The sequence below is a fragment of the Phycisphaerae bacterium genome, assembly GCA_017999985.1.
In the GTDB taxonomy this organism is placed as follows: domain Bacteria; phylum Planctomycetota; class Phycisphaerae; order UBA1845; family Fen-1342; genus JAGNKU01.
This window is the reverse complement of sequence record JAGNKU010000013.1, coordinates 43,430-66,248: the sequence shown is the minus strand read 5'-3', so window position 1 is coordinate 66,248 and position 22,819 is coordinate 43,430. Positions and strand designations below refer to the sequence as shown.

Sequence of the window (22,819 nt, the reverse complement as noted above, 5' to 3'; positions counted from 1 at the left end):
ATACAGGAGCGCGACCATGCTCGAAGTCGTGTACGGCACGGGCCAGGACGTGACACCGGAAGAACTCACCGAGTTCTACCGGCGGCTGCAGCACGACATCGCCGCGCGACCGGAGCAGATTCGCAAGATGACCGAGCACTGCGCCGCGTTCGTGACGGCCCACGTCAATGGGCGTCTGATCGGGATCGCCCGCGGTGTGTGCGACGGGCTGCGCGGCTATCTGACGGAGTGCAAGCTGGACCCGACGCTCCAGGGCCCGGCGGCCGTCACCCGCACCGACGGGCGCATCGAGCACGACACCAACGGGATTGCCACCGAGATGGCCCGGCGGGTGCTCGACGCCATGTACGCCGAAGGCGTGCAGCGTGTCGACCTGGTGGCCTACGGCACCGAGGTGGACTTCTGCGAGGAACTGGGTTTTCGACGGGCGCGCGGCGTCGTGGGCATGACGATGCGCGCCGAGGAATGGGTCGCCAGCGGCGTGAAAGCCCGCGCCGCGAATGCCTGACCACCGGCCCACCGGCGCGGCTGGGCCCCGAGGACCGCGTGCATCCTTCCGGCCGGCGGCCGGGAGGCGCGTACTTAAGAAGAGGTATGACAGCCCATGGCCGAAACTGTCTACGATCGGATCAATGACTTTACGGCGGTGCGCATCTCCCTGGCGTCGCCGAACGACATCCGGGCCTGGTCGTTCGGAGAGGTGAAGAAGCCGGAGACGATCAATTACCGCACGTATCGCGCCGAAAAGGACGGCTTGTTCTGCGAGCGCATCTTCGGTCCCGAACGGGACTGGGAGTGCTTCTGCGGCAAGTACAAGGGCACGAAGCACAAGGGCATGATCTGCGACCGCTGCGGCGTCAAAGTCACGCACAGTCGCGTGCGCCGCAAGCGCATGGGGCACATCAACCTCGCGGCCCCGGTCGTGCACATCTGGTTCTTCAAGGCCATGCCCAGCCGGCTCGGCACGCTCCTGGACATGAAGACCTCCGATCTCGAGAAGGTCATCTACTTTCAGGACTACGTGGTGGTGGACCCGGGCGCCTCGAAGCTGGAGCGCAAGCAGCTCCTGACCGAGGAGGAATATCGCCGGGCGATGGAGGAGTACGGCGACACCGGGTTCCGGGCCTTGATGGGCGCGGAGGCGGTGCGCGAGCTGCTGGCCCAGCTCGACCTGACGCAGACCTCCGCCGACCTGCTCGATGCCCTCCGCAAGACCAATAGCAAGCAGAAGATCAAGGAATACTCGCAACGGCTGAAGCTGGTGGAGGCGATCCGCCACAGCGCGAACGAGGCCCAGTGGATGGTCCTCGAGGTGATCCCGGTCATCCCGCCGGACCTGCGGCCCCTGGTGCTGCTCGACAGCGGCAACTTCGCCAGCAGTGATCTGAACGACCTGTATCGCCGCATCATCAACCGCAACAACCGGCTCAAGAAGCTGATCGACCTGAACGCGCCCGAGGTGATCATCCGCAACGAGAAGCGGATGTTGCAGCAGGCGGTGGACGCGCTGTTCGACAACGGGCGCTGCCGCCGGCCGGTGCTGGGCAGCAGCAACCGCCCGCTGAAGTCGCTGACGGACATGATCAAGGGCAAGCAGGGGCGCTTCCGCGAGAACCTGCTGGGCAAGCGCGTCGATTACTCGGCTCGCAGCGTGGTCGTCGTCGGCCCTGAGCTGAACCTGCACCAGTGCGGCCTGCCGAAGAAGATCGCCCTCGAGCTGTACCAGCCGTTCATCATCCGCAAGCTCCGCGAGCGCGGCCTGGCCGACACGATCAAGAGCGCCAAGAAGATGCTCGAGCGGCGCGAGCAGCAGATCTGGGACATCCTGGAAGAGGTCATCTACCAGCACCCCGTCCTGCTGAACCGCGCGCCCACGCTGCACCGCATGGGCATCCAGGCCTTCGAGCCGGTGCTGGTCGAAGGCAACGCCATCAAGATCCACCCCCTGGTGTGCAAAGGCTTCAACGCCGACTTCGACGGCGACCAGATGGCCGTGCACCTGCCGCTCTCGATCGAGGCCCAGGCCGAGGCCCACGTGCTGATGATGAGCACGAACAATATCTTCAGCCCGGCCAACGGCTCGCCGATCATGTCCGCCTCGCAGGACATGGTCATGGGCATTTACTACCTGACGTGCAATCACGCGGGGGAGCCCGGCGAGCGCGAGAAAGGCCAGGAGCGGGCGTTCGCGAGCCCGGCCGAGGCTATGCTGGCCCACACGATGGGCCAGATCGGCATGCACACGCCGATCCGCGTGCGGATCAAGCAGCGGGAAATCGTGCAGGGCCGCGACGCGCTGCCGGAACCGGTGCCCGCCAATGGGCGCGTGGTCACCACCGTCGGGCGCTGCATTTTCAATGACCAGCTCGACCCGCAGATGCCGTTCTACAACTACCCGCTGGGCAAGGCGCTGTCGCGCGTCATCGCCGACTGCCATGCCCGCCTGGGACGCGCCGCGACCATCGCGCTGCTCGATCGCATGAAGGCCCTGGGCTTCCGCAACAGCACGCTGGCCGGACTGTCCTTCGCGCTCACCGACCTGCGCATCCCCGACAAGAAGCAGAAGATCCTCGACGCCGCCCAGAAGGTGGTCGACCGGGTGGAGCGCAACTACCAGAACGGCGTCATCACGCCGATGGAGCGCCACAACCAGCTCATCGACATCTGGGTGCATGCCCGCGAGCAGGTCACCGCGGAGATGATGAGCACGCTGAAGAACGACTGGCGGGACGCGGAAGGCAACGAAGCCCGGCAGGGCGACCCGAAGGGCAAGCCCTATCTGAACCCGATCTTCCTGATGACCGACTCCGGCGCGCGCGGCTCGGTGGACCAGATCCGCCAGCTCGCCGGCATGCGGGCCCTGATGGCCAAGCCCTCGGGCGAGATCATCGAGGCCCCGATCAAGGCCAACTTCCGCGAAGGCCTGACCGTGCTGGAGTACTTCAGCTCGACGCACGGCGCCCGCAAGGGTCTGGCCGACACCGCCCTCAAGACGGCCGACTCGGGCTACCTGACGCGCAAGCTGGCCGACGTGGCCCAGAACGTCATCATCAACGAGGTGGACTGCGGCACGATCGAAGGCATCACCAAGAGCACGATCTACCGCGGTGAAGAAGTGGACGTGAAGCTCTCCGAGCTGATCCGCGGTCGCACCGCCCGCGACACGATCCGCGACCCGCGCACGGACGAGATCATCGTCCGGGAGAACGAGTTGCTGACCGAGGAGGTCGCCCGCAAGCTCGAGGCCAAGCCCGAGGACGGCGGCCTCGGCCTCGACATGCTCCGCGTGCGCAGCCCGCTGACCTGCGAGAGCCGGCTGGGCGTGTGCGCCCGCTGCTACGGGGCCGACCTGTCCACCGGGCATCTCGCCGAGGAGGGCCTCGCCGTCGGCATCATCGCCGCCCAGTCGATCGGCGAGCCCGGCACCCAGCTCACGATGCGGACCTTCCACACTGGCGGCGTCGCCAGCCGCGCGGTCGTGGAGAACGAGATCGCGGCCCTGCAGGGTGGCACGATCATCTACCACGCCCTGAACGCCGTGGAGATGAAGGACCCCGAGAGCGGCAAGGTCATCTACCGCGTGCTGAAGCGCAACGGCGAAATCGCGATCAACGACGAAAAGGGCCGCGAGCTGGAACGCTACAAGGTGCCCTACGGTGCCGCGGTGCTCTGTGCCGACGGCGCGAAGGTCGCGCCGCGCACCGTGATCGTGCAATGGGACACGCACTTCACGCCCATGCTGGCCGAGAAGGCCGGCTTTGTCCGCTTCCAGGACATCATCGACGGCGAGACCGTGCGGGGCGAGAAGGAAGGCCGCGAGGGCAGCAAGTACGTCGTCATCGAGCACAAGGGCGACAAGCACCCGCGCATCATCATCGAGGACAAGGAAGGCGAGATCCTCGACTTCCACCACCTGCCGGCCAAGGCCCGCATCGAGGTCAAGGAAGGCGACCCCGTTCAGCCCGGCACGCTGATCGCCCGCCAGCCGCGGGAGATCGCCGGCACGCAGGACATCACCGGCGGCCTGCCCCGCGTGACTGAGATCTTCGAGGCCCGCAAGCCGCGCGAGCCCGCGGTCATGGCCGAGATCTCCGGCGAAGTGGCCCTGCAGGCCGACCGCCGCCGCGGCAAGATGACCATCATCGTCAAATCCGAGGGCGGCATGGAGCGCGAGCACCATGTCCCGCAGGACAAGCAGCTCCTCGTGCACGCCGGCGACAAGGTCGAGGCCGGCACGCCGCTCATCGAGGGTCCGCTCATCCCGCACGACATCCTGCGGATCAACGGCGAGGAAGACCTGCAGCGCTACCTGCTCAAGGAAGTGCAGGCCGTCTATCGCCAGCAGAACGTGACCATCAACGACAAGCACATCGAGATCATCCTCGGCCAGATGATCCGCAAGGTGAAGATTGACAATGAGGGCGACTCCGCCTTCCTGCCGAACGAGGTGGTCGACAAGTTCCGCTTCCGCGACGAGAACCTGCGGCTGGCCAAGAGCGTTAAGATCGTCGAGCCCGGCGACACCGACTTCCAGTTGAACCAGGTCGTCAGCCGCGAGGAGCTCGCGACGAAGAACGAGGCCGTCGAAGCGGACGGCGGTGTGCCGGCCAAGGGCCGCAAGCCCAAGCCGGCCAGCGCCAAGACGCTCCTGCTGGGCATCACCAAGGCCAGCCTGCAAAGCGAGTCCTTCATCTCCGCCGCATCGTTCCAGGAGACGACCAAGGTGCTGACGCAGGCCGCGCTGGCCTCGGCCGAGGACAAGCTGGTTGGGCTGAAGGAGAACGTGATTCTTGGCCGCCTGATTCCGGCCGGCACCGGCTTCAAGAGTTACCAGGACATCCAGTTGACGTACGCGGAGGCGCCCGAAATCCTGGCGGTGCCGCGCACCTTCGTGGAAACGCCGCTGGAGTCGCCGCTCAGCGCGCTCGCCGCCGCCGAGCGCATCCTGCCGGGCGGCCCGTCCGCCAGTTCACCGACCGGTGAGCCGGCGGGCACGCCGGGCGCGTAGCCGCAGTCTGTCATCTTGATCCACGCGTGAGCGCGGGTGGCCGCAGGCGGCGGCCCGCGCTCGCATGTTTTACGCGCGCAGCACTTCCCGGGGGCGGGGCGTGGTGGGCGTCGGGATCAGCCGCCGGGGATGACGTACTTGGCCATCTTGTCGCGCAGTGTTGTGCGTGGGATGCCGAGCCGCTGGGCCGCGCGGGCCTGGTTGTTGTCGCACTGGCGCAGCGCGAGCAGGATCATGCGGCGTTCGATGTCGGCGACCGTTTCGTTGAGGCTGAGGCGCCCGTTCTCGCCCAGCTCGAGCACCGGCAGGCTGGCCGCGTCCGGGGTGGCCGTGCCGAGCGGCAGGATGTGCTCGGTGCGGATCTCGCCGTTGCCGCAGAACGCCAGGGCCCGCTCGATGACATGTTCGAGCTCGCGGACGTTGCCGGGCCAGGTGTGGCGCAGCAGTTCGTCCAGCGCGTGGGCGCTGATGCCAACCGGCTGGCCGCCGACGAGCGACACGTGCTTCTCGATGAAGTGCCGCGCCAGCACGGGGATGTCGTCGGGGCGCGCCCGCAGCGGCGGGATCGTCAGCGCGATGACGTTCAGGCGGTAGTACAAGTCTTCGCGGAACCGCCCGTCCTTCACGAGCTTGAGCAGGTCGCACTTGGTCGCGCAGATCAGCCGCACGTCCACGCGCACCGGGTCCTCGCCGCCGACGCGCTCGAATTCCTGCTGCTCGACGACGCGCAGCAGCTTTACCTGCAAATCCGTCGGGATGTCGTCCACCTCGTCGAGCAGCATGGTCCCGCCGTGGGCCAGCTCGAAGCGTCCGGCCTTCTGGCGGATGGCGCCGGTGAACGCCCCCTTTTCGTGCCCGAACAGCTCGCTTTCCAGCACCGTCGGCTGGAGTGCCGCGCAACTGAAGCGCACCAGCGGCCGCGCGGCCCGCGCGCTATGCATGTGGATCGCTTCGGCGAAGAGTTCCTTGCCCGTCCCGCTTTCGCCGCACAAGAGGATCGTGCGGTCGGTGGCGGCGACGCTGCGCACCTGCTCGAACAGGCGTTTCATGGCCTGGCTGCGGGCGACCAGCCGGCCGCAGGCGGCGACCTCGGCAGCAGCGGCGCCGTCCGCCGCCCGATTGTCGGGGGCCCGCCCGGCGAAGAGCTGGTCCAGCTTGACCAGCAGGTCCTGGGTGGTGAACGGCTTGGTGATGTAATCGTAAGCGCCGCGCTTGATGGCCAGCACGGCCGTTTCGACCGTCGCGTAGGCGGTCATCAGCACGACCTCGACGCTGGGGCGCATCTGCTTGAGATAAGTCAGCAGGTCGAGCCCGTTCATGCCCGGCATGCGCACGTCGGTCACGACCACGTCGATCGGCCGCGCGTCGAAGATGCGTCGCGCCGCTGGCGCGTCGGCCGCTTCATAGACTTCGTAGCCGTGTTCACTGAGCTCGATCTGCAGCGTGATGCGCTTCAGCGGCTCGTCGTCCACTACGAGGATGCGGCGCGGCATGCAGTTCGTCCCGTCGCGGTCACGTGATGCGCGCGAAGGCCAAAACCGACCTCCGCCGAGCGGCTCCATTGCAACGCAAACCGCCCGCTCGATCAACCATCTTTTGGGACGAAATTCCGCGCGCCCGCGCCAAAAGCCGCCCCCGCGCTTGACAGCGGTTCCGCCCCGGGTTTCAGTCCCCGGCATGCCACGCGACATCGGTACCCTGCGGCCGTTCGTCGACGAAGTGCGCATCCACGTCCGCGGCGGAAAGGGCGGCGACGGCTGCGTCAGCTTCCGCCGCGAGAAGTTCGTCCCCAGGGGCGGTCCCGACGGCGGCGACGGAGGTAACGGCGGCTCCGTCTATCTCGTCGCCCAGGCCGGCGTGGATACCCTGCTCGACCTCGCAGGCCGGCATCACTATCACGCCGAGAACGGCCGCCCCGGCTCGGGCGCGAACCGCACCGGCCGCAGCGGCAGCGATCTGCTCGTCACGGTGCCGACCGGGACGCTCGTTTACGACGACACCACCGGCCGCCTCCTCAAGGACCTGGTCGAAAACGGTCAGCGCGTCTGTGTTGCGCGCGGTGGCCGCCGGGGACGCGGCAACGCCTTCTTCGTCAGTTCCACCAATCAGGCGCCCCGCGAGTTCGAGCCTGGACTGAAAGGTCAGGAACGCATGCTGCGCCTGGAGTTGAAGCTGATCGCCGACGTGGGCTTCGTCGGCCTCCCCAACGCCGGCAAGAGCACGTTGCTGGCGCGGCTCACGCAAGCGCGCCCGAAAATCGCGGACTATCCCTTCACGACGCGCACGCCGCACCTCGGAATCCTGGAACTGCCGGGTTATCGGCGCCTCGTTTTGGCCGATCTGCCGGGGTTGATTGAAGGGGCCCACGAAGGTGTCGGACTCGGCGACGCGTTCCTGCGGCACGTGGAGCGCACCCGGGCCATCGTTCACCTGGTGGAGCTGTGCCCGCCGGTGGGCGCGCCGTCACCGGCGGAGGCGTATCGCATCATTCGCCGCGAGCTCGAGAAATACAGCGCGGCGCTGGGGGCACGGGCGGAACTGATCGTGGGTACCAAGCTCGACCTGACTGACGCGCCAGCCGCGCTCGCGGCCCTGTCAAGCGAACTCGGCCGGCCGGTCCTGGGCATCTCGGGCGTAACCGGCGCCGGGTTGCGCGAGTTGGTCGAGCGGATGTGGACGATCGTCCAGCAGGCCCGCGCCGCGCAGCAGGCCGAGCCGCCGCCCCGCTTCGATTTCGGCGACGACGCACCTCCGCCGGACGACGATGACGAAGCGGAACCGGCGTAGCCGGTCTGGCCACGTACTCACCGGTCCAGGGGGGATTGACGGGGGCGGGCCCCGTGCTAACGTGCGCCATGGCGTTGAACCCTGAGTCTTGAGCGGAGCACTTGGATGCATCGGGTCGAACCCGTGGATGCGCTGTTGGCGATCGACATTGGCAACACGCGTGTCGGCGTCGGCATCTGGGACAGCGACGGTCTGCATGACAGCCGCCGGTTCGACGTGCTGCAGCCGGACGCCTGCCGCGCCGCGCTCGCCGAAACCTGGGGGGCGCTGAACGGCGGGCAGCGCGCGGTGGTCATTGGCAGCGTGAATCCGCGCGGGACGCAACTCGTGCAGCCGCTGGTGGAGGAGCTCACCGGGATGGCGGCCCTGCGCGTCCGCGACGACCTGCCGTTGCCGCTGCCGCTTGAGATCGACAATGCGCTCGAAGTCGGCGTGGACCGCGTGTGTTCCGCGGCGGCGGCGTACGAACGCGTCCGCGGCCCGTGTGCGATTGCCTCGTTCGGCACGGCGGTCACGGTGGACTGCGTGTCAGACGAGGGGCACTTTCTCGGCGGCGCGATTCTGCCCGGCTTCCAGATGAGCTGCGACGCCCTGCATGCTGCTACGGCCCATTTGCCGCGCGTCAGCCCCGGCGTGCCCGCCGCCGTGTTCGGCCGCAACACGCACGATGCGATCGTCAACGGCGTGGTGTACGGCATCCTGGGGGCGCTGCGCGAGATCGTCGAACGTTACGCGACCGAGCTGCGCGAATGGCCGCGGCTGGTGATCACGGGCGGCAATGCGCCGCTGGTGGCGGAAATGACCGACTACGTCGACGCCGTCGTGCCCGACCTGTGCCTGATGGGCATCGCGCTGGCGTACCGGGCGGCCGCGGGACAGCCGTGAATCCGGCGCCGGCGGCGCTGGCGGGGGAGTACCAGATACTGACCAGTGCGGGTCCGGCGGGGATCTCAGTGGTGCGCGTCCGCGGTACGCGCGCCGCGCGTTTCATCAAACGCCACGTGCGCGGCGGCGCCGCGCACACCGCCTGGCGCGCGGGGGATGTGTGGCGGGCGGCGCTCGTGGACGAAGCCGGCGCGCCGGTGGACGACATCCTCGTGTCGGCGCACGCGAACGCCCCGGCGTGGGACGTGCGTCTCCACTTGCATGGCAACCCGTGGCTGGTGCGCGCGTGCGCGGCGTGGCTGGTGGCGTGCGGGTTGACGGAGGCGGCCGAGCAACAGACGACGCTGTGGCCGGTTGACGATGCGCTGGAGGCGGAGGCTCTGGCCTTGCTGCCGCGCGTCCTGACACTGCGCGGCGCGCGCTGGGTTCTGTCGCAAGTCGAACGGCTCCGCGTCGTGGTCCAGGCCGTGATGGATGTGCAGGACGTGGACGAAGTCCGCCGCGTGTGTCGTGAAGTCGCGGATCGCAGCGGTGTCATCGACTGGTTTACCCGGCCGATTCGCGTCGTGCTGGCCGGACCGCCGAACGTCGGCAAGAGCACGCTCGCGAACGCGCTGGCCGATCGCGCCGTGAGCCTGGTTTCGCCGGTGCCGGGCACGACGCGGGACTGGGTCGAGGTGCCCGGCGAGGCGGACGGGTTTCCGGTTGTGTGGCTTGACACCGCTGGACTGCGTGCGGCCGACGATGCGTTGGAGGCGGCGGGGATCGCACACACGGGCCGCCTGATTACGCAGGCGGATGCGGTGGTGGTGGTGCTGGACGCCGGCAAGGTGTCGAGCGAGTTCGTGGAAACGTACGGCGGTCTGCGGCCGGCATGTGTAGTGCTCAACAAGGTGGACCTGGCGGGCGGCACGCAGGCGGCGCGGCAAGCCCTGCCATCCGCGTGGCAGCCGCGGGCTGTGCCGGCTTGCGCGCCGGATGGAAGGGGACTGGACGCGCTGGTCGCGACGTTGATGGACAGCCTGGGGCGTGGAGGCGATGTTTTGAATCTCCCGGCGCCCTTTACGCCACGCCAAGCCGATCTGCTGCGGGCTGTGGCCGCGAAGCGTGACCGTAACCGGATGCGCGATTGCCTGCAGCAGCTTGTCGGGCGAACGGGCTGAGCGGGTTGCCAGCCGGCCGGTCACCACGCTAGCATAGGCGCGAATCGGCCCCGGGGGCTGACGGCAGGTGCGCCCCGAGGGCGGTCGACCGGTAGCGAGGCGACGCGTTGACAATTGTCGTGGGGCTGGTCCTGCTCGGACTGACCCTGTACATATCCACCCTCGCGTATGCGCTTCCTGTTCATTCGCGCGCGCGGCTGTCGGAACTGCTCCCGGACAAAAGCTCTGATGCCTGGCTCAATTGGATCGATCGCTGCGAGTGGCAGCTCCACACGCTGTCGAGCCTGCTGCGCCTGGCGCTGAGTATCGGTGTCTTTGTCGTCGTCTGGTTCTGGCATGTCAACGATCTCGGCCGGCCGCCCGACATCGTGGCCGGCGTGGCGGCGGCGCTCATTAGCCTGATTCTGCTGTCGGTGTTCGCGATCGCGATCCCGCACGCGCTGGCGGTACATGCGGGCGAGACGATCCTGGCGCGCAGCCTCGGCGTGCTGGTCGTGCTGCGGCTGGGTTTCTGGCCGATCGTGCGGTGCTTCGACGCCATCGAGTTCGTTGTACGCCGCCTGCTCGGCAAGGACGAGGTCACGGAGGAGGCGGAGACCGAGCGCGCGGAGCAGGAGATTCTCGACGCCGTCTCCGAAGGCGAAGCCTACGGCGCCGTGGACGAAGAGAAGAAGGAGATGATCGAGTCCGTCTTCGAGCTGGACGAGACGGCGGTCAACGCGATCATGACGCCGCGGACGGACATCAACGCCGTGCCGGCGGATGCGACCTACCATGATGTCCGGCAGACGATCCTGAGTACCGGGCATTCGCGCATCCCGGTGTACGACGGGTCGATCGACCACATCATCGGCGTCGTGTACGCGAAGGACCTGCTGCGGCTGAACCCGGATGAGCCCTTCGACGCCCGGCGGATCATGCGTGCTGCGCCCTACGTGCCGGAGACGAAGACGCTCGACGAGCTGCTCAACGAGTTCCGCGCGACGAAGGTGCAGATCGCGATCGTGCTCGACGAGTACGGCGGGACGGCGGGGCTCGCGACGCTCGAGGACATTCTCGAAGAGCTGGTCGGTGAGATCGACGATGAGTACGACCAGCGGCCGCCGCCGGCAATGAACCGCGTGGATGAGGACACGCTCGAGGTTGACGCGCGCGTGCACATCAGCGAGATCAACGCGGAGCTGGAGATCGAGCTGCCGGAGGAGGAGGATTACGAGACGATCGGGGGGTTTGTGTTCGCGACGCTGGGGAAGATTCCAGCGGCCGGGGAGGAGTTCCAGCACGAGAACATCCGCGTGCAGATCGTGGACGCGGAAGCCCGACGGATCAAGCGGCTGCGGATTCACGTGCTGCGCGAGAAGCCGGCGCCGGCGTGACGACGTGACCAGGTAACAGCGCGAGCCACTGGGGGGGGTGATCAGGTGATAAAGTGAGCAGGGGCAGCGCGCTGCGCTCCGCGACCTGGCGGGCGAGCTACACCGCGCCCGCCAGCTCGATCGCGGATCGGACGAGCGCGGTGCAGACCGTGTGGTGCGTGTCGCGGGCCTTGGCTTGCTGGACGCCCTCCGGCGTGCCGAGGTCGCAGCCGAGCAGGTCGCGGCAGATGATGCTGCCGTGGCGGGCCTTGAAGCGGGCGACGAAATCACGAACGCGTTCGTACAGGGCGGTCTTGGTCTCTGGATCGCGCGCGGCGGCGGCGCCATAGCGCAGGCCGATGGCCATGATAGCCCCGGTCACAGCGCCGCACGTCTCGCCCAGGCGGCCGATCCCGCCGCCGAACGGGGCGGCGATGCGCAGGCAGTCGTGTTCGGTAAGACCCTCAGCCGGGCCAAGCGCGGCGAGCACGGCCTGCGCGCAGTTGAACTGGCGGCTGAACAAGTCGAGAGCGCGTTCGGTGTCGGTCATGGGGCCTCCAGCCGCTGCTGGCGTAATCGTACACCGTGCGGCCCGAGAAGACACGGTCGCCGGCAACGTCTGCGCGCGGCTCAACGGGCGTGGACTGATGGCGCCGCGTGGCCGGGCAAGCTGGTTTGTGGCGGCCGTGCCACGCAGGACGTGCCATGTCAGGCGCTTATTGCTTCTTCTCGATCTTCGCCCAGGTGTCTTTCAGCGTCACGGTGCGGTTGAAAACGAGCTTCCGCTGGCCAGCCGCGCTGTCGGGGTCGACGCAGAAATAACCGTGGCGCTCGAACTGGTACCGCGCGCCCGGCGCGGCGTCGCGCACGCTCGGTTCCACGTACGCCGGCGCGATGATCTCGAGCGAATGCGGGTTGAGGTTGCTCTTCCAGTCGCCGGTTGCCTGGGCCTCGGCGGGCGCGGCAGCATCACCGGCGGCGCGGAGCGCATCGTCGCTCACGTCGTCCGGGTCCGGTTTCGTGAACAGGTGGTCATACAGCCGCACCTCGATCGGCAACGCCTGCTCCGCCGCCACCCAGTGCAGCGTGCTTTTCACCTTGCGGCCGTCGGGCGCGTCGCCGCCGCGCGTCGCCGGATCGTACGTCGCGTGGACTTCGACGACGTTGCCGGCGGCATCCTTCACGCAGCCGGTGCATTTGACGAAGTATGCGTAGCGCAGCCGGACCTCGTTGCCGGGGTACAGCCGCCAATACTTCGGCGGCGGCGTCTCGCGGAAATCGTCCTGCTCGATGTACAGCACCTTGCCGAACGGCACTTGGCGCGTGCCGGCGGACGGATCCTCCGGGTTGTTGATCGCCTCCATCGGCTCGACCTGGCCGGCCGGGTAGTTGTCGATCACGAGCTTCAGCGGTCGCAGCACGCCCATGACGCGCGGCGCGACCTTGTTCAGGAACTCGCGGACGCAGTGTTCCAGCAGCGCGATGTCCACGACGCTCTCCGTCTTGGACACGCCGATCCGCCGGCAAAACTCGCGGATGGCCTCGGCCGGCACGCCACGGCGGCGCAGGCCGGCGATGGTGGGCATGCGCGGGTCGTCCCAGCCGCGGACGGCGCCGGTCTTCACGAGCTCGAGCAGGCGGCGCTTGCTCATCACGGTGTAGGTGAGGTTCAGGCGCGCGAACTCGATCTGCTGGGGGTGATAGACCTTGACCTGGTCGAGGAACCAGTCATACAGCGGGCGGTGGTTCTCGAATTCGAGCGTGCAGATGGAATGGGTGATGCCCTCGATGGAGTCCTCGAACCCGTGCGCCCAGTCGTACATCGGGTAGATGCACCACTGGTTGCCCTGGCGGTGATGCTCGGCATGCAGGATGCGGTACATGACCGGATCGCGCATGTTCAGGTTCGGGTGGGCCATGTCGATCTTGGCCCGCAGCGTCTTCGTGCCGTCGGGGAATTCGCCCTGGCGCATGCGCTCGAACAGGTCGAGGTTCTCTTCGACCGAGCGATTACGGAACGGGCTGTCTTGTCCGGGGCTCGTCAGCGTCCCGCGCATCCGGCTCACCTGGTCGGGGGGCAGGTCGCAGACATAGGCCTTGCCGGCCTTGATCAGCTCGACCGCCCACGCGTGCATCTGGCCGAAATAGTCCGAGCCGTAAAGCAGGCGGTCTTCCCAGTCGGCGCCGAGCCAGCGGACATCGGCGATGATGGAATCGACGTACTCCTGCTCCTCCTTCTCCGGGTTGGTGTCGTCGAAGCGCAGGTTGAACTTGCCGCCATACTCGACCGCCAGCCCGTAGTTCAGGCAGATCGACTTCGCGTGGCCGATGTGCAGATAGCCGTTCGGCTCGGGTGGGAAGCGCGTGTGGACGCGCCCGCCGAACCGGCCGCTGCGGTTGTCGGCATCGATGATCTCGCGAATGAAGTCGCGCGGCCCCGTGGGCTCGGGTCCCTTGGCCGGTTGCTCACGAGATGTGGCCATAGCATCGCACCTCGGACCAATGAGGTCGTTCCTGCGTCTGATCGGCGGGAACCGCCGGAAAAGGCGAATCCTACTCGCGTGCCGGAACGTCGTCGAGAGTGGGATCGCGGGCGGTCATTCCAGGCGGGCACGGTACGCGTCGGCCTGGGCGGTCCGGCCCCAGGCTTCATACAGCGCGACGAGGCACTGGAGCGTCTTGCGCGTGTGCTGGTGGCGGGCACCCAGCCGGCGGACGAGGGCTTCGTAACTGGGGATGAGCAGCGTTTCAGCCTCGTCGTAGCGGCCCAGCGCGGTCAGGCATTCGCCATGGTTGCGTGCGAAGATGTGCAGCGTGAAATGGTCCGGCGGCAGCGCCCGCTGCGCGCTGGCGCGCAACTCGACGTACAGCGGCTCCGCTTCCGCCGCCCGGTCCAGGCGCACCAGCAGCGACGCGAGGTTGTTCATGGAGATCAGCGTGCTCTCACTCTCCGCGCCGGCGGTTGCGCGCATGCCGGCCACGGCCTCGCGGGCCAGCGGCTCGGCCTCGGCCAGGCGGCCCTGGTCGTCGAGGGCCCGCGCGAGATTGCTGATCGCCGTGTAGAGCGCGGGATGCTCGCCGAGCGTGCGGCGGCGGATGTTCACAATGCGTCGAAGCAGGGCCTCCGCCTCGGCGTGCTGCTCGAGCGCCTTGAGCGTCATCGCCAGGTTACTGAGCGCGGAGAGCGTCTGGGGGTGTTCCTCGCCATAGGCCACCACGTCGATCTCGAGGGCTTCGCGCAGCAGGGGCTCGGCGGCAGCGGGGCGGTTGAGTTGTTTGAGCAGTTGCCCGAGGTTGTTGAGCACGGTGGCGAGCTGCGGGTCTTTCGCCGGCAGCACGCGGCGCTGCGCAGCGAGCGTGTCGCGCCACAGTTGCTCGGCCTCGGCGACGCGGCCGCGGCGCTGGAACGCGTTGGCCAGGTTGCTCATGGCGTCGAGCGTCTGGGGATGCTCGGGGCCGAGCAGGCGCTGGCGGGTCTCCAGGACCTGGCGCAGGTGGGCCTCGCCCTCGGCCAGATCGCCGGTCTCCAGCAGCACGACGCCCAGGTTGGTCAGCGCGGCCAGCGTGTCGGCATGCTCCAGGCCGAGAACTGCCGCGCGGGTGGCGAGGGCGGCGCGCAACTGCGGCTCGGCGTCGCGGGCCTCGCCAAGCCCGAAGTACGTCACGCCGATGGTGTTGCGCAGCGCGGCCTCGATCTCAGGCTGGTCACCGAGCTTCGCCTCGAGCTCGTCCACCGCCCGCTTCAGCACGTCCACCACGCGCACCTCGCGGCCCACGCGCCCCGGATCCGCCGAGGCAAGCATCGAATTGATGAACTCGTTGATCGTCTGCACCTTCAGCGCGGCGGTCTCGGCGGCCGCGCGGCGCTGTTCGGCGAGCCGTTCCGCCTCGACGGCCCGGTTGCGCTCCGTCTCGGCCGCGGCCCGCTGGGCGTTGGCGCGGACCAGCCCGTACGACGTGCCGGCGATGCCGCCGCACAGCGCCAGCACCGCTGCCGCCACGCCGCCGACCAGGGCGCGGTTGCGGCGGGCGAACTTGCGGAACTGGTAGAGCGCGGTGGGGGGGCGGGCCGTGATCGGCTGGTCCGCGAGATAGCGACGGAGGTCGCTGGCGAGGTCCGACGCCGACTGGTAGCGGCGTGTCTTGTCCTTCTCGAGCGCCTTGGCGATGATCGTCTCGAGGTCGCCGCGCAGCGCGCGGTTGAGCGCCCGCAGCGGGGGTGGTTCCTGCTCGGTGATGGCGCGCGCGACGTCGGGCAGGCTCTTCCCGGCGACGTCGATGGGGGTTTGGCCGGTGAGCAGTTCGTAGGCCACGACGCCGAGCGCGTACACGTCGGAGCGCGTATCGACCTCGCGCGGGTCGCCGGCCACCTGTTCCGGGCTCATGTAGGCGATCGTGCCGATCAGACGCCCGAGATCGGTGCGCACCGTCGTCAGGCGCAGGTCGGCGTCGGTGGCACGCGCGACCCCGAAATCGACGATCTTGGGCTGGCCGGTGTCGTCCACGAGAATGTTGCCCGGCTTGAGGTCGCGGTGGATCACGCCCTTCTGGTGCGCGTGGTGCACGGCATCACACAGCCGGGCGAGCAGCTCCAGCCGCTGTCGGATGCCGGGGCGGGCCCGCTCGGCGTAGTCGCTGAGCGAGCGGCCCTGGATGTACTCCATCGCGAAGAACGGCCGGGTGCCCGTGTCGATGTCCACGGTCCCGGTCTCAAAGACCTGCGCGATGCCCGGGTGCTGCAGCCACGCCAGGACCTGTCCCTCGTGCTCGAACCGCCGGAGCGTTTCGCGTGACTCGACCCCCGGACGGATGACCTTGAGTGCGACGATGCGGCGCGGATGCTCCTGCTCGGCGCGGTAAACGACGCCCATCCCGCCTTCGCCCAGAACCCCGAGCACGCGGTACGGACCGATGCGCTCCGGGCAGGGCGCGGGGCCGCGCGCGTCCGGCGGACAGGCGGCTGCCAGTTCCTCCGGCGTGCCGAGGGCGAAGCCCGTCCCGAGCACCGGCGTCTTCAGGAATGTGTCGGCGCGGGCGTCATTGGCCAGCAGCGATTCGACCTCGGCGCGCGCCGCCGCGTCCGCACATGCAGCGCGCAGGAACGCGGTTCGCCGGGCCGGCTCTTGTGCGCGGGCGGCGAGGAACAACTCGCGCACACGTTCGTACTGCTCGGGAGTCATGCGATCATCACTGTCCGCGCGGGTTTGGCGGCGGTCACGCTGGTTCTCCGTCATTCACGTCGCCGGGGCCATGCGGCTTCACTCCGTCGGCTGGCTGGTCGGCAGCTTTGCGCGCCATTGATTTGCCAGGTCGGCGCGGCCGGCAGCTTCGTGCACGCCGATCAGCAACTCCAGGGCCTTCCGCGTGTCGTCGTGCTCGGGGCCGCGGGCGGTCGTCACGCGCTCGTAGTGCTCGACTGCCAACGGCACGGCCTCGTCGTACCGGCGCATCAGCACATACAACTCGGCCAGGTTGCGCAGCGAACTCACGATCAACGGGTGATCATCGCCCAAGACACGCCGGCGTGCCGCCAACGTCTGCACGAAATAGGGCTCCGCTTCGGCGTGACGGCCGGCGGTGGCATACAGTGCGCCCAGGTTGTTCAGCGACACCAGCGTGGCTGGATTGTCCGGACCCAGCACGCGGCGCTTGATTTCCAGCGTTTCCAGGTACAACGCCTCCGCCGCGTCGAACCGCCCCTGCCGCTTGTACACCACGGCCAGGGCATTCATGGACGCGAGCGTCTTCGGGTGCTCGTCGCCGAGCGCGCGACGACGACCCTCCAGGGTGGCCAGGCACAGGGGCTCGGCCTCGGCCAGGCGGCCCTGGTCGGAGTATAACGTGGACAGACTGCCCATGCAGTTGAGCGTCGCCGGATGTGCGTCGCCCCGCACGCGCCGCGCGACTTCCAGCGCGCGCACCAGCAAAGGCTCGGCTTCCGCGTAGCGCTGCTGCCGCCTGTACAGATCCCCCAGGTTCACCAGCGCCGTCTGCAGCGTCTCGTCCTCCGGTTTCAGGTGCGCCTCGGCCAGCGACAGGGTTTTCTGCAACAACGCCTCCTCGTCCGCCGGGCGGCCCTGACGCTCGTACAGCAAGGCCAGGTGGTTCATCGCCGCGAGTGTCGCGCCGTCGCTTTCGCCGTATAGGCGGCGGCGCCCTTCGACGCCGCGCAGGAGCAGGTCCTCCGCCTCGACGTAACGTCCCAGCACGGCGTAGGTCAGCCCCAGCCAGTTCATCGCGTGCAGCGTGCGGAGATGGTCTTCGCCCAACTGCGCGCGGTACAACGCGACGGCGCGTTCGAGCAACTCGACGCCCGCTGCATCCGCCCCCAGGCGGTGATAGGTCTCGCCCAGCGTGGCGCGTACCGCGGCCTCGACCAGGGGCTCATCGGCGAAGCGCCCCTCGATGGCTTGTGCGGCGCGGTCGAGTACGGCCCGCACGGTGACGTCGCGGCCCTGCTGTTCCGGGTCGGCCGCCGCCAGGAGATCGTCATTAAGAAACTCGTTCACGGCCTGGGCGATAGCGGCCTGGCGCTGGGCCTCGGCGCGCTGCATCTCGGCTTCCGCCAGGCGCTGCTCCGCGAGCAGCTCGGCCGCGCGGGCGCGATCGCGCGCCCGCGTGGCACGCACTGCTTGTGCCGTGGTGCCCGCGATGCCGATCACCAGCGCGGCCAACGCTACGCACACGCCTGCAACCACCGGCTTGTTGCGCGCGGCGAACTTGCGCAACTGGTAGAACGTCGTCGCCGGCCGTGCCAGGATCGGCTGGTTGGCCAGGTAACGCCGCAGGTCTTCAGCGAACTCCGACGCGGACTGGTAGCGCCGGTTCTTGTCCTTCTCCAGGGCCTTGGCGATGATCGTGGCCAGGTCGCCGCGGAACGCCCGGTTAATGGTGCCGAGCGCCGGAGGCTCCTCTTCGACGATCGCGCGGGCGGCCTGCGGGATTGTCTTGGTTGAGACATCAAACGGTACGTGGCCGGTCAGCAGCTCGTAGCCGATGATGCCCAGCGCGTAGACGTCCGAGCGCGTGTCAAGCTCCCGCGGATCGCCCGAGATCTGCTCCGGGCTCATGTAGGCCAGGGTGCCGATGAGCTGGCCCGGCAGCGTTTCGGGTGTTGTCGCGCGGAGATCCGCATCGGTGGCGCGGGCCACGCCGAAATCAAGGATCTTCGGTTGCCCACTCTGGTCCACCAGGATGTTGGCGGGCTTCAGGTCCCGGTGGATCACGCCTTTCTGGTGGGCGTGCTGGACGGCGTCGCAGATCTTCGCGAGCAGTTCCAGCCGCGCGCGCACGTCGAGCCGGTGGGTCTCCGCGAACTCCTTGAGCGGAGCACCGAAGATGAGTTCCATTGCGAAGAACGGCTGCGGCCCGCAACCCGCGTCCGCCATCCCGGCCTCGAAGACTTGCGCGATGCCCGGGTGCTGGAGCAGGCCCAACACCTGTCCTTCATGCGCGAACCGCTTCAGCAGGTCGCGGGATTGCAGGCCGGGGCGGATGACCTTCAGCGCGACGGTCCGGCGCGGGTTCAACTGCTCGGCGCGATAGACCACGCCCATGCCGCCCTGGCCGATGACGTCCAGCACGCGATACTGGCCGAGCTGGGCCGGATGTTGTGCGGGTGGAGCGCCGGTGGCCCGCGCGGCCGTCGTGCCGTCGGCGCCCGTGGCGACGAGCGACTCCGGTCCACGGGCGGCGAACGCGCTGCCTAGCGCCGGCGTCTGCAGAAAGGTGTCGGCCAGCGTGTCGTTGGCCAGCAGGGACGCGACCTCCGCCTGCAAAGCGCCATCGCCCCCCGACGCCTGTTGCAGGAACGTGTCCCGCTGCTCCCGTGGCAGCACGCGGGCCGCGAGGAACAGCTCCCGCACACGCTCGTAGCGTGCGGGCGTCATGGCGCCGCATCTTCCCGCAGCTCGCGCCGCAGCCACGCGCGCGCCATCGCCCAGTCGCCGTCCACGGTGCGCGGCGACACGTGCAGATACTCCGCCACTTCCGTCAGACTCAGTCCGCCAAAGAAGCGCAGCTCCACGATCTGAGCCTGCCGCGGCTGCAATCGGGCCAGCTTCTCGAGCGCTTCGTCCAGCGCGACCAGATCGAGATCACGCTCCGCCGCCACGGCCACGCCCTCATCGAGCCGGACACGCTCGCGTCCGCCGCCACGTTTTTCGCGGGCGTGATGGCGGGCGTGATCGACCAGGATGCGGCGAATGGCCTGCGCCGCCAGCGCGAGGAAGTGCGCCCGGCCTTGCCACTGCACGCGTTCCTGCTGGATCAGGCGGAAGTATGCCTCATGCACCAGGGCGGTGGCCTGGAGCGTGAGATCGGGTCGCTCATGGCGAAGGTAGCTTTGGGCGAGGGCGCGCAACTCGTCATACACCATAGGAATAAGGCGATTGACGGCGCTGGTGTCGCCGGCACTCGCCTGGTTGAGGAGGGTCGTTATGTCGGTGCGCTTGCCCATGCTGATTTCTCGTCGCGCGCGCCGCGTCATTACACAAATATTGCGAGGATCCGCACTCATTGTCGCGATTGGTGATAGCGGGCACAAGGTACCCGTAAAAGCGCAATCCAGGCGTGCCCCTGCCTGGCGGAAAAGCAGATGTGGGAGAAACACAATGTCCGGTAACTCACCTCGCAACCTGCTCCTGGCGCTGGCGGCGCTGCTGGTCGTCGCCGTCGCGGCCGCACAAAGCCCCGTCGGAACGGCCTTCACCTACCAGGGTCAGTTGAAATCCAACGGCACGGCGGTCGACGCACCGAACGCGCGTGTTGTGTTTCGTCTGTGGGATGCCGCGACGGGTGGCACACAAGTCGCGTCCGAATACGTCGCTTACCCGGTGCCCGTGACCGGTGGCCTGCTGAACGTGCCGGTGGACTTCGGCGCGGCGCCCTTCAACGGGCAGGCCCGCTGGATCGAGATCGGCGTCGATACGACCGGCGGGACGAGCTACACCTGGCTCGCGCCGCGCCAGCTGTTGACCCCCACGCCGCAGGCGCAGTTCGCCCTCAACGCCGCGGACCTCGCGTGGCCGTTCGAGGCGGTCTATGCCGGCGGTTCCGGCGTCAACAACATGTTGAAGCTGGACTACGCGGGTGATGGGATTGCGCTGGAGGTGAACGCGACGGGGCCGGATACGAACGCGATCCGCGGCACGACCACGGAGTTCGACACGACCGCGGTCGTCGGCCAGGCGGCTGGCCAGGTCTCCGCGGGTGTGGGTGGCTACGCCACGGCGACGGGCGCGGACGCGGCCAACGTGGGTGGGGCGTTCGTGGCGAATGGCGACAAGGGCATGGGTGTTTACGGCAACGCCCAAGCATCGGCGGGGAAGAACTACGGCGTCTACGGTCGCACGAACTCCACGCACGGGTACGCCGGCTACTTCTACGGCCGGGGCTATTTCAGCGGCAACGTTGGCATCGGTATCGAGGAACCGACGCAGAAGCTTGACGTGGCGGGCACGGTCAAGGCAACCGGCTTGCAGCTCGCGACGTCGCCGGTGGCCGGTTACGTGCTCACCAGCGACGCGGCCGGCGTGGGCACCTGGCAGCCGGCCGGCGTGGCGAGCTGCCTCTGGCAAGCGAGCGGCAGTGACATCTACTACACCGCGGGTCACGTCGCGATCGGCGCGACGGATGACAATGGCTTCGCGCTGCGCGTCGTCAACAACAGTGGGACTGCGATTGCCGGCGAGTGCCCTGGGGAGGGCAACTACGGCTACCTGGGTGACGAGTACGCGGGTGTGCGCGGTCAGGGCTACATCGGTGTCCAGGGCACGACCAACAACGCTGTCGGTTACGGTGTCAAGGGCGAGAACAGCGCGACGACGGGCGCGGCCTGCGGAGTGTACGGCAAGTCCACGAGCACATCCGGACGCGCCATTTATGGCGAAGCGACCGCGACGACCGGGGGTACGTACGCGGTGTACGGCCGCGCGACGAGCCCGTCGGGCCGCGGCGTCTTCGGCGAAGCCATCGCCAGCACGGGGACGCCGATCGGTGTCGATGCCTACGCGGGTTGTCCCAACGGCTACGCCGTGTCCGCCTTCAACGAAGGTGAATCGGGCAACGCCGTCGCGGTGCGCGCCAGCTCGGCCAGCCCCGACGGAATTGCCGTCTGGGCCAGTGCTGACTCTGACAGCCCAACCGGATCTTCCGTCGGTGTGCGCGGCGAGACCTACGGCGCCGGCGCGGGTGTCTACGGCAAGGCCCGGCACGCCTCCGCGGTAAGCTACGGCGTAAAGGGCGAGGCTGGTTCTGCCAACGGATATGCCGGGTATTTCGTCGGTCGCGGCTACTTCTCCAGCCCGGTTGGCATCGGTGTTACCAACCCGGCTCAGATGCTCGACGTGGCCGGGACAATCCAGGCGAGCGGCTTCAAGCTCACGGCCTCGCCGACCGCCGGTTATGTACTCACCTGCGATGCGAATGGCGTGGGCTCCTGGCAGCCCGCCGCGGGGGAGTCCCTCTGGCAGCTCGGGGTCGGCGGCAACATCTATTACAACGCCGGCAACATCGGCGTCGGCACCGCCTACCCCGCCACGAAGCTCGACGTCCTCGGCACCGTCAAGATGAGCGGTCTCAAACTCGTGACGAACCCGACGGCCGGGTATGTGCTCACTGCCGACGCCAGCGGCAACGCCACGTGGCAGGCGCCTGCTGGCGGTGGGGAATCGCTCTGGCAGTCTGGTACGGGCGGCGTGATTTACTACAGCGGCGGCGACGTGGGCATTGGCACCAACGCGCCGGATGCTGACCTGCACGTGGCGACCAGCAGCGCGGTGCGCGGCATCCACGTCACCGGGGCCGTCAACGGCGTCGTCGCCGAAGGCTCACAGACCGGCGTCCGCGGCGAAGGTGGCAACTACGGTGTGTACGGTGTAGGCACGAGCTATGGCGTGCGCGGCTACTGCGCGGGCGCTGGTCGTGGCGTCGAGGCCGAGAGTGTCAGCGGGGTGGGCGCCCGCGTCACGGGTGGCGGCCCAGGAACTGCCTTTCCGGCACTCCATGTGCTCGCCAACAACGCCGCCGGCATCGGCATTTTTTCCGTCTCAACGAGCACGGACGCCAACGCAGTCTTCGTGAACAAAGGTACCGGCGACATCATCAAGGGGTTCAGCGGCGCGACCGGCGGCGACCTCGTGTTCCGCGTAGAGAATGATGGCAAGACCTCCGTCAGCGTGCTGCAGATCACCGGCGGCAGCGACTTGTCGGAGCAGTTCGACGTCGGCGCGACGGGGACCGACACGCAGCCGGGCATGGTGGTCTGCATCGATCCGGAGAATCCGGGCAAGCTCATCGTCAGCACGAAGGCCTATGACCGCACGGTCGCCGGCATCATCAGCGGCGCCGGCGGCGTCAAGCCGGGCATGCTGATGGGCCAGCGGGACACGGTGGCGGATGGCCAGCAGCCCGTGGCGCTGACCGGTCGCGTGTACGCGTGGGCGGATGCGTCGAACGGCACCATTCAGCCGGGCGATCTGCTGACCACGGCGGACGTGGCGGGCCACTTGATGAGGGTCACGGACGCCAGCCGGGCGCAGGGCGCCGTGATCGGCAAAGCCATGTCGCGCCTGGAGAGCGGTCGCGGCCTCGTGTTGGTCTTGGTCTCGCTGCAATAGAGG

General features: G+C 68.3%; 13 protein-coding genes. 7 read left to right on the top strand and 6 right to left on the bottom strand.

The features are described 5' to 3' along the window. The first annotated feature begins 16 nt into the window (after positions 1 to 16). Together KA383_16080 and rpoC are read left to right on the top strand one after the other, a co-directional pair. A complete protein-coding gene (locus tag KA383_16080) occupies positions 17 to 508 on the top strand; it encodes a hypothetical protein (protein MBP7747636.1) in 492 nt (163 codons plus the stop codon). 96 nt (positions 509 to 604) lie between these two features. Next, positions 605 to 5,008 (top strand): DNA-directed RNA polymerase subunit beta', encoded by a 4,404-nt coding sequence (gene rpoC / locus KA383_16075; protein MBP7747635.1) that lies wholly within the window; start codon positions 605 to 607, stop codon positions 5,006 to 5,008. Between the two features lie 116 nt (positions 5,009 to 5,124). Here rpoC and KA383_16070 read toward each other — a convergent pair whose 3' ends face one another. Beyond that, on the bottom strand, positions 5,125 to 6,501 hold the full coding sequence (locus KA383_16070) for a sigma-54-dependent Fis family transcriptional regulator (protein MBP7747634.1): 1,377 nt from the start codon (positions 6,499 to 6,501) through the stop codon (positions 5,125 to 5,127). A gap of 184 nt (positions 6,502 to 6,685) precedes the next feature. Between KA383_16070 and obgE the strand changes: the two genes are divergently transcribed. The 4 genes from obgE to KA383_16050 all read left to right on the top strand — a co-directional run bounded on the left by obgE (position 6,686) and on the right by KA383_16050 (position 11,219). After that, positions 6,686 to 7,795 carry a GTPase ObgE gene (gene obgE, locus KA383_16065; protein ID MBP7747633.1) on the top strand — a complete coding sequence of 370 codons (1,110 nt, stop codon included), beginning with the start codon at positions 6,686 to 6,688 and terminating at the stop codon, positions 7,793 to 7,795. A 105-nt stretch (positions 7,796 to 7,900) separates the two neighbouring features. Next, complete coding sequence (locus KA383_16060; GenBank protein MBP7747632.1) at positions 7,901 to 8,680, top strand: type III pantothenate kinase; 780 nt, start codon at positions 7,901 to 7,903, stop codon at positions 8,678 to 8,680. Further along, positions 8,677 to 9,843, top strand: a complete 1,167-nt coding sequence (locus KA383_16055) for a 50S ribosome-binding GTPase (protein MBP7747631.1) — start codon at positions 8,677 to 8,679, stop codon at positions 9,841 to 9,843. The genes KA383_16060 and KA383_16055 overlap by 4 nt, the downstream gene beginning before the upstream one ends. Before the next feature lie 107 nt (positions 9,844 to 9,950). Then, positions 9,951 to 11,219: an HlyC/CorC family transporter gene (locus KA383_16050; protein ID MBP7747630.1), complete on the top strand. Its 1,269-nt coding sequence runs from the start codon at positions 9,951 to 9,953 to the stop codon at positions 11,217 to 11,219. Positions 11,220 to 11,316: 97 nt separating this feature from the next. Here KA383_16050 and KA383_16045 read toward each other — a convergent pair whose 3' ends face one another. The 5 genes from KA383_16045 to KA383_16025 all read right to left on the bottom strand — a co-directional run bounded on the left by KA383_16045 (position 11,317) and on the right by KA383_16025 (position 19,656). Then, a complete protein-coding gene (locus tag KA383_16045) occupies positions 11,317 to 11,748 on the bottom strand; it encodes a C_GCAxxG_C_C family protein (protein ID MBP7747629.1) in 432 nt (143 codons plus the stop codon). Between the two features lie 166 nt (positions 11,749 to 11,914). Beyond that, the gene (locus KA383_16040; GenBank protein ID MBP7747628.1) at positions 11,915 to 13,681 is read right to left on the bottom strand and encodes a glutamine--tRNA ligase/YqeY domain fusion protein; all 1,767 of its coding nucleotides are present in this window, start codon (positions 13,679 to 13,681) and stop codon (positions 11,915 to 11,917) included. 114 nt (positions 13,682 to 13,795) lie between these two features. Further along, positions 13,796 to 16,378, bottom strand: a complete 2,583-nt coding sequence (locus tag KA383_16035) for a serine/threonine protein kinase (protein MBP7747627.1) — start codon at positions 16,376 to 16,378, stop codon at positions 13,796 to 13,798. A gap of 78 nt (positions 16,379 to 16,456) precedes the next feature. Further along, a complete protein-coding gene (locus tag KA383_16030) occupies positions 16,457 to 19,087 on the bottom strand; it encodes a serine/threonine protein kinase (GenBank protein MBP7747626.1) in 2,631 nt (876 codons plus the stop codon). Continuing rightward, positions 19,084 to 19,656, bottom strand: coding sequence for a sigma-70 family RNA polymerase sigma factor (locus tag KA383_16025; protein MBP7747625.1), 573 nt, complete (start codon positions 19,654 to 19,656; stop codon positions 19,084 to 19,086). Before KA383_16025 ends, KA383_16030 begins: the two co-directional genes overlap by 4 nt. Before the next feature lie 154 nt (positions 19,657 to 19,810). On the opposite strand from KA383_16025, the gene KA383_16020 reads away from it, so the two are divergent. Next, positions 19,811 to 22,816, top strand: coding sequence for a hypothetical protein (locus KA383_16020; GenBank protein ID MBP7747624.1), 3,006 nt, complete (start codon positions 19,811 to 19,813; stop codon positions 22,814 to 22,816). The last annotated feature ends 3 nt before the right edge of the window (positions 22,817 to 22,819 follow it).

Excerpts from the sequence above, each read along its gene's own strand:
- KA383_16080 (MBP7747636.1), top strand. The coding sequence starts at position 17 with ATGCTCGAAGTCGTGTACGGCACGGGCCAGGACGTGACACCGGAAGAA.
- rpoC (MBP7747635.1), top strand. The coding sequence starts at position 605 with ATGGCCGAAACTGTCTACGATCGGATCAATGACTTTACGGCGGTGCGC.
- KA383_16070 (MBP7747634.1), bottom strand. The coding sequence starts at position 6,501 with ATGCCGCGCCGCATCCTCGTAGTGGACGACGAGCCGCTGAAGCGCATC.
- obgE (MBP7747633.1), top strand. The coding sequence starts at position 6,686 with ATGCCACGCGACATCGGTACCCTGCGGCCGTTCGTCGACGAAGTGCGC.
- KA383_16060 (MBP7747632.1), top strand. The coding sequence starts at position 7,901 with ATGCATCGGGTCGAACCCGTGGATGCGCTGTTGGCGATCGACATTGGC.
- KA383_16045 (MBP7747629.1), bottom strand. The coding sequence starts at position 11,748 with ATGACCGACACCGAACGCGCTCTCGACTTGTTCAGCCGCCAGTTCAAC.
- KA383_16040 (MBP7747628.1), bottom strand. The coding sequence starts at position 13,681 with ATGGCCACATCTCGTGAGCAACCGGCCAAGGGACCCGAGCCCACGGGG.
- KA383_16035 (MBP7747627.1), bottom strand. The coding sequence starts at position 16,378 with ATGACTCCCGAGCAGTACGAACGTGTGCGCGAGTTGTTCCTCGCCGCC.
- KA383_16030 (MBP7747626.1), bottom strand. The coding sequence starts at position 19,087 with ATGACGCCCGCACGCTACGAGCGTGTGCGGGAGCTGTTCCTCGCGGCC.
- KA383_16025 (MBP7747625.1), bottom strand. The coding sequence starts at position 19,656 with ATGGGCAAGCGCACCGACATAACGACCCTCCTCAACCAGGCGAGTGCC.
- KA383_16020 (MBP7747624.1), top strand. The coding sequence starts at position 19,811 with ATGTCCGGTAACTCACCTCGCAACCTGCTCCTGGCGCTGGCGGCGCTG.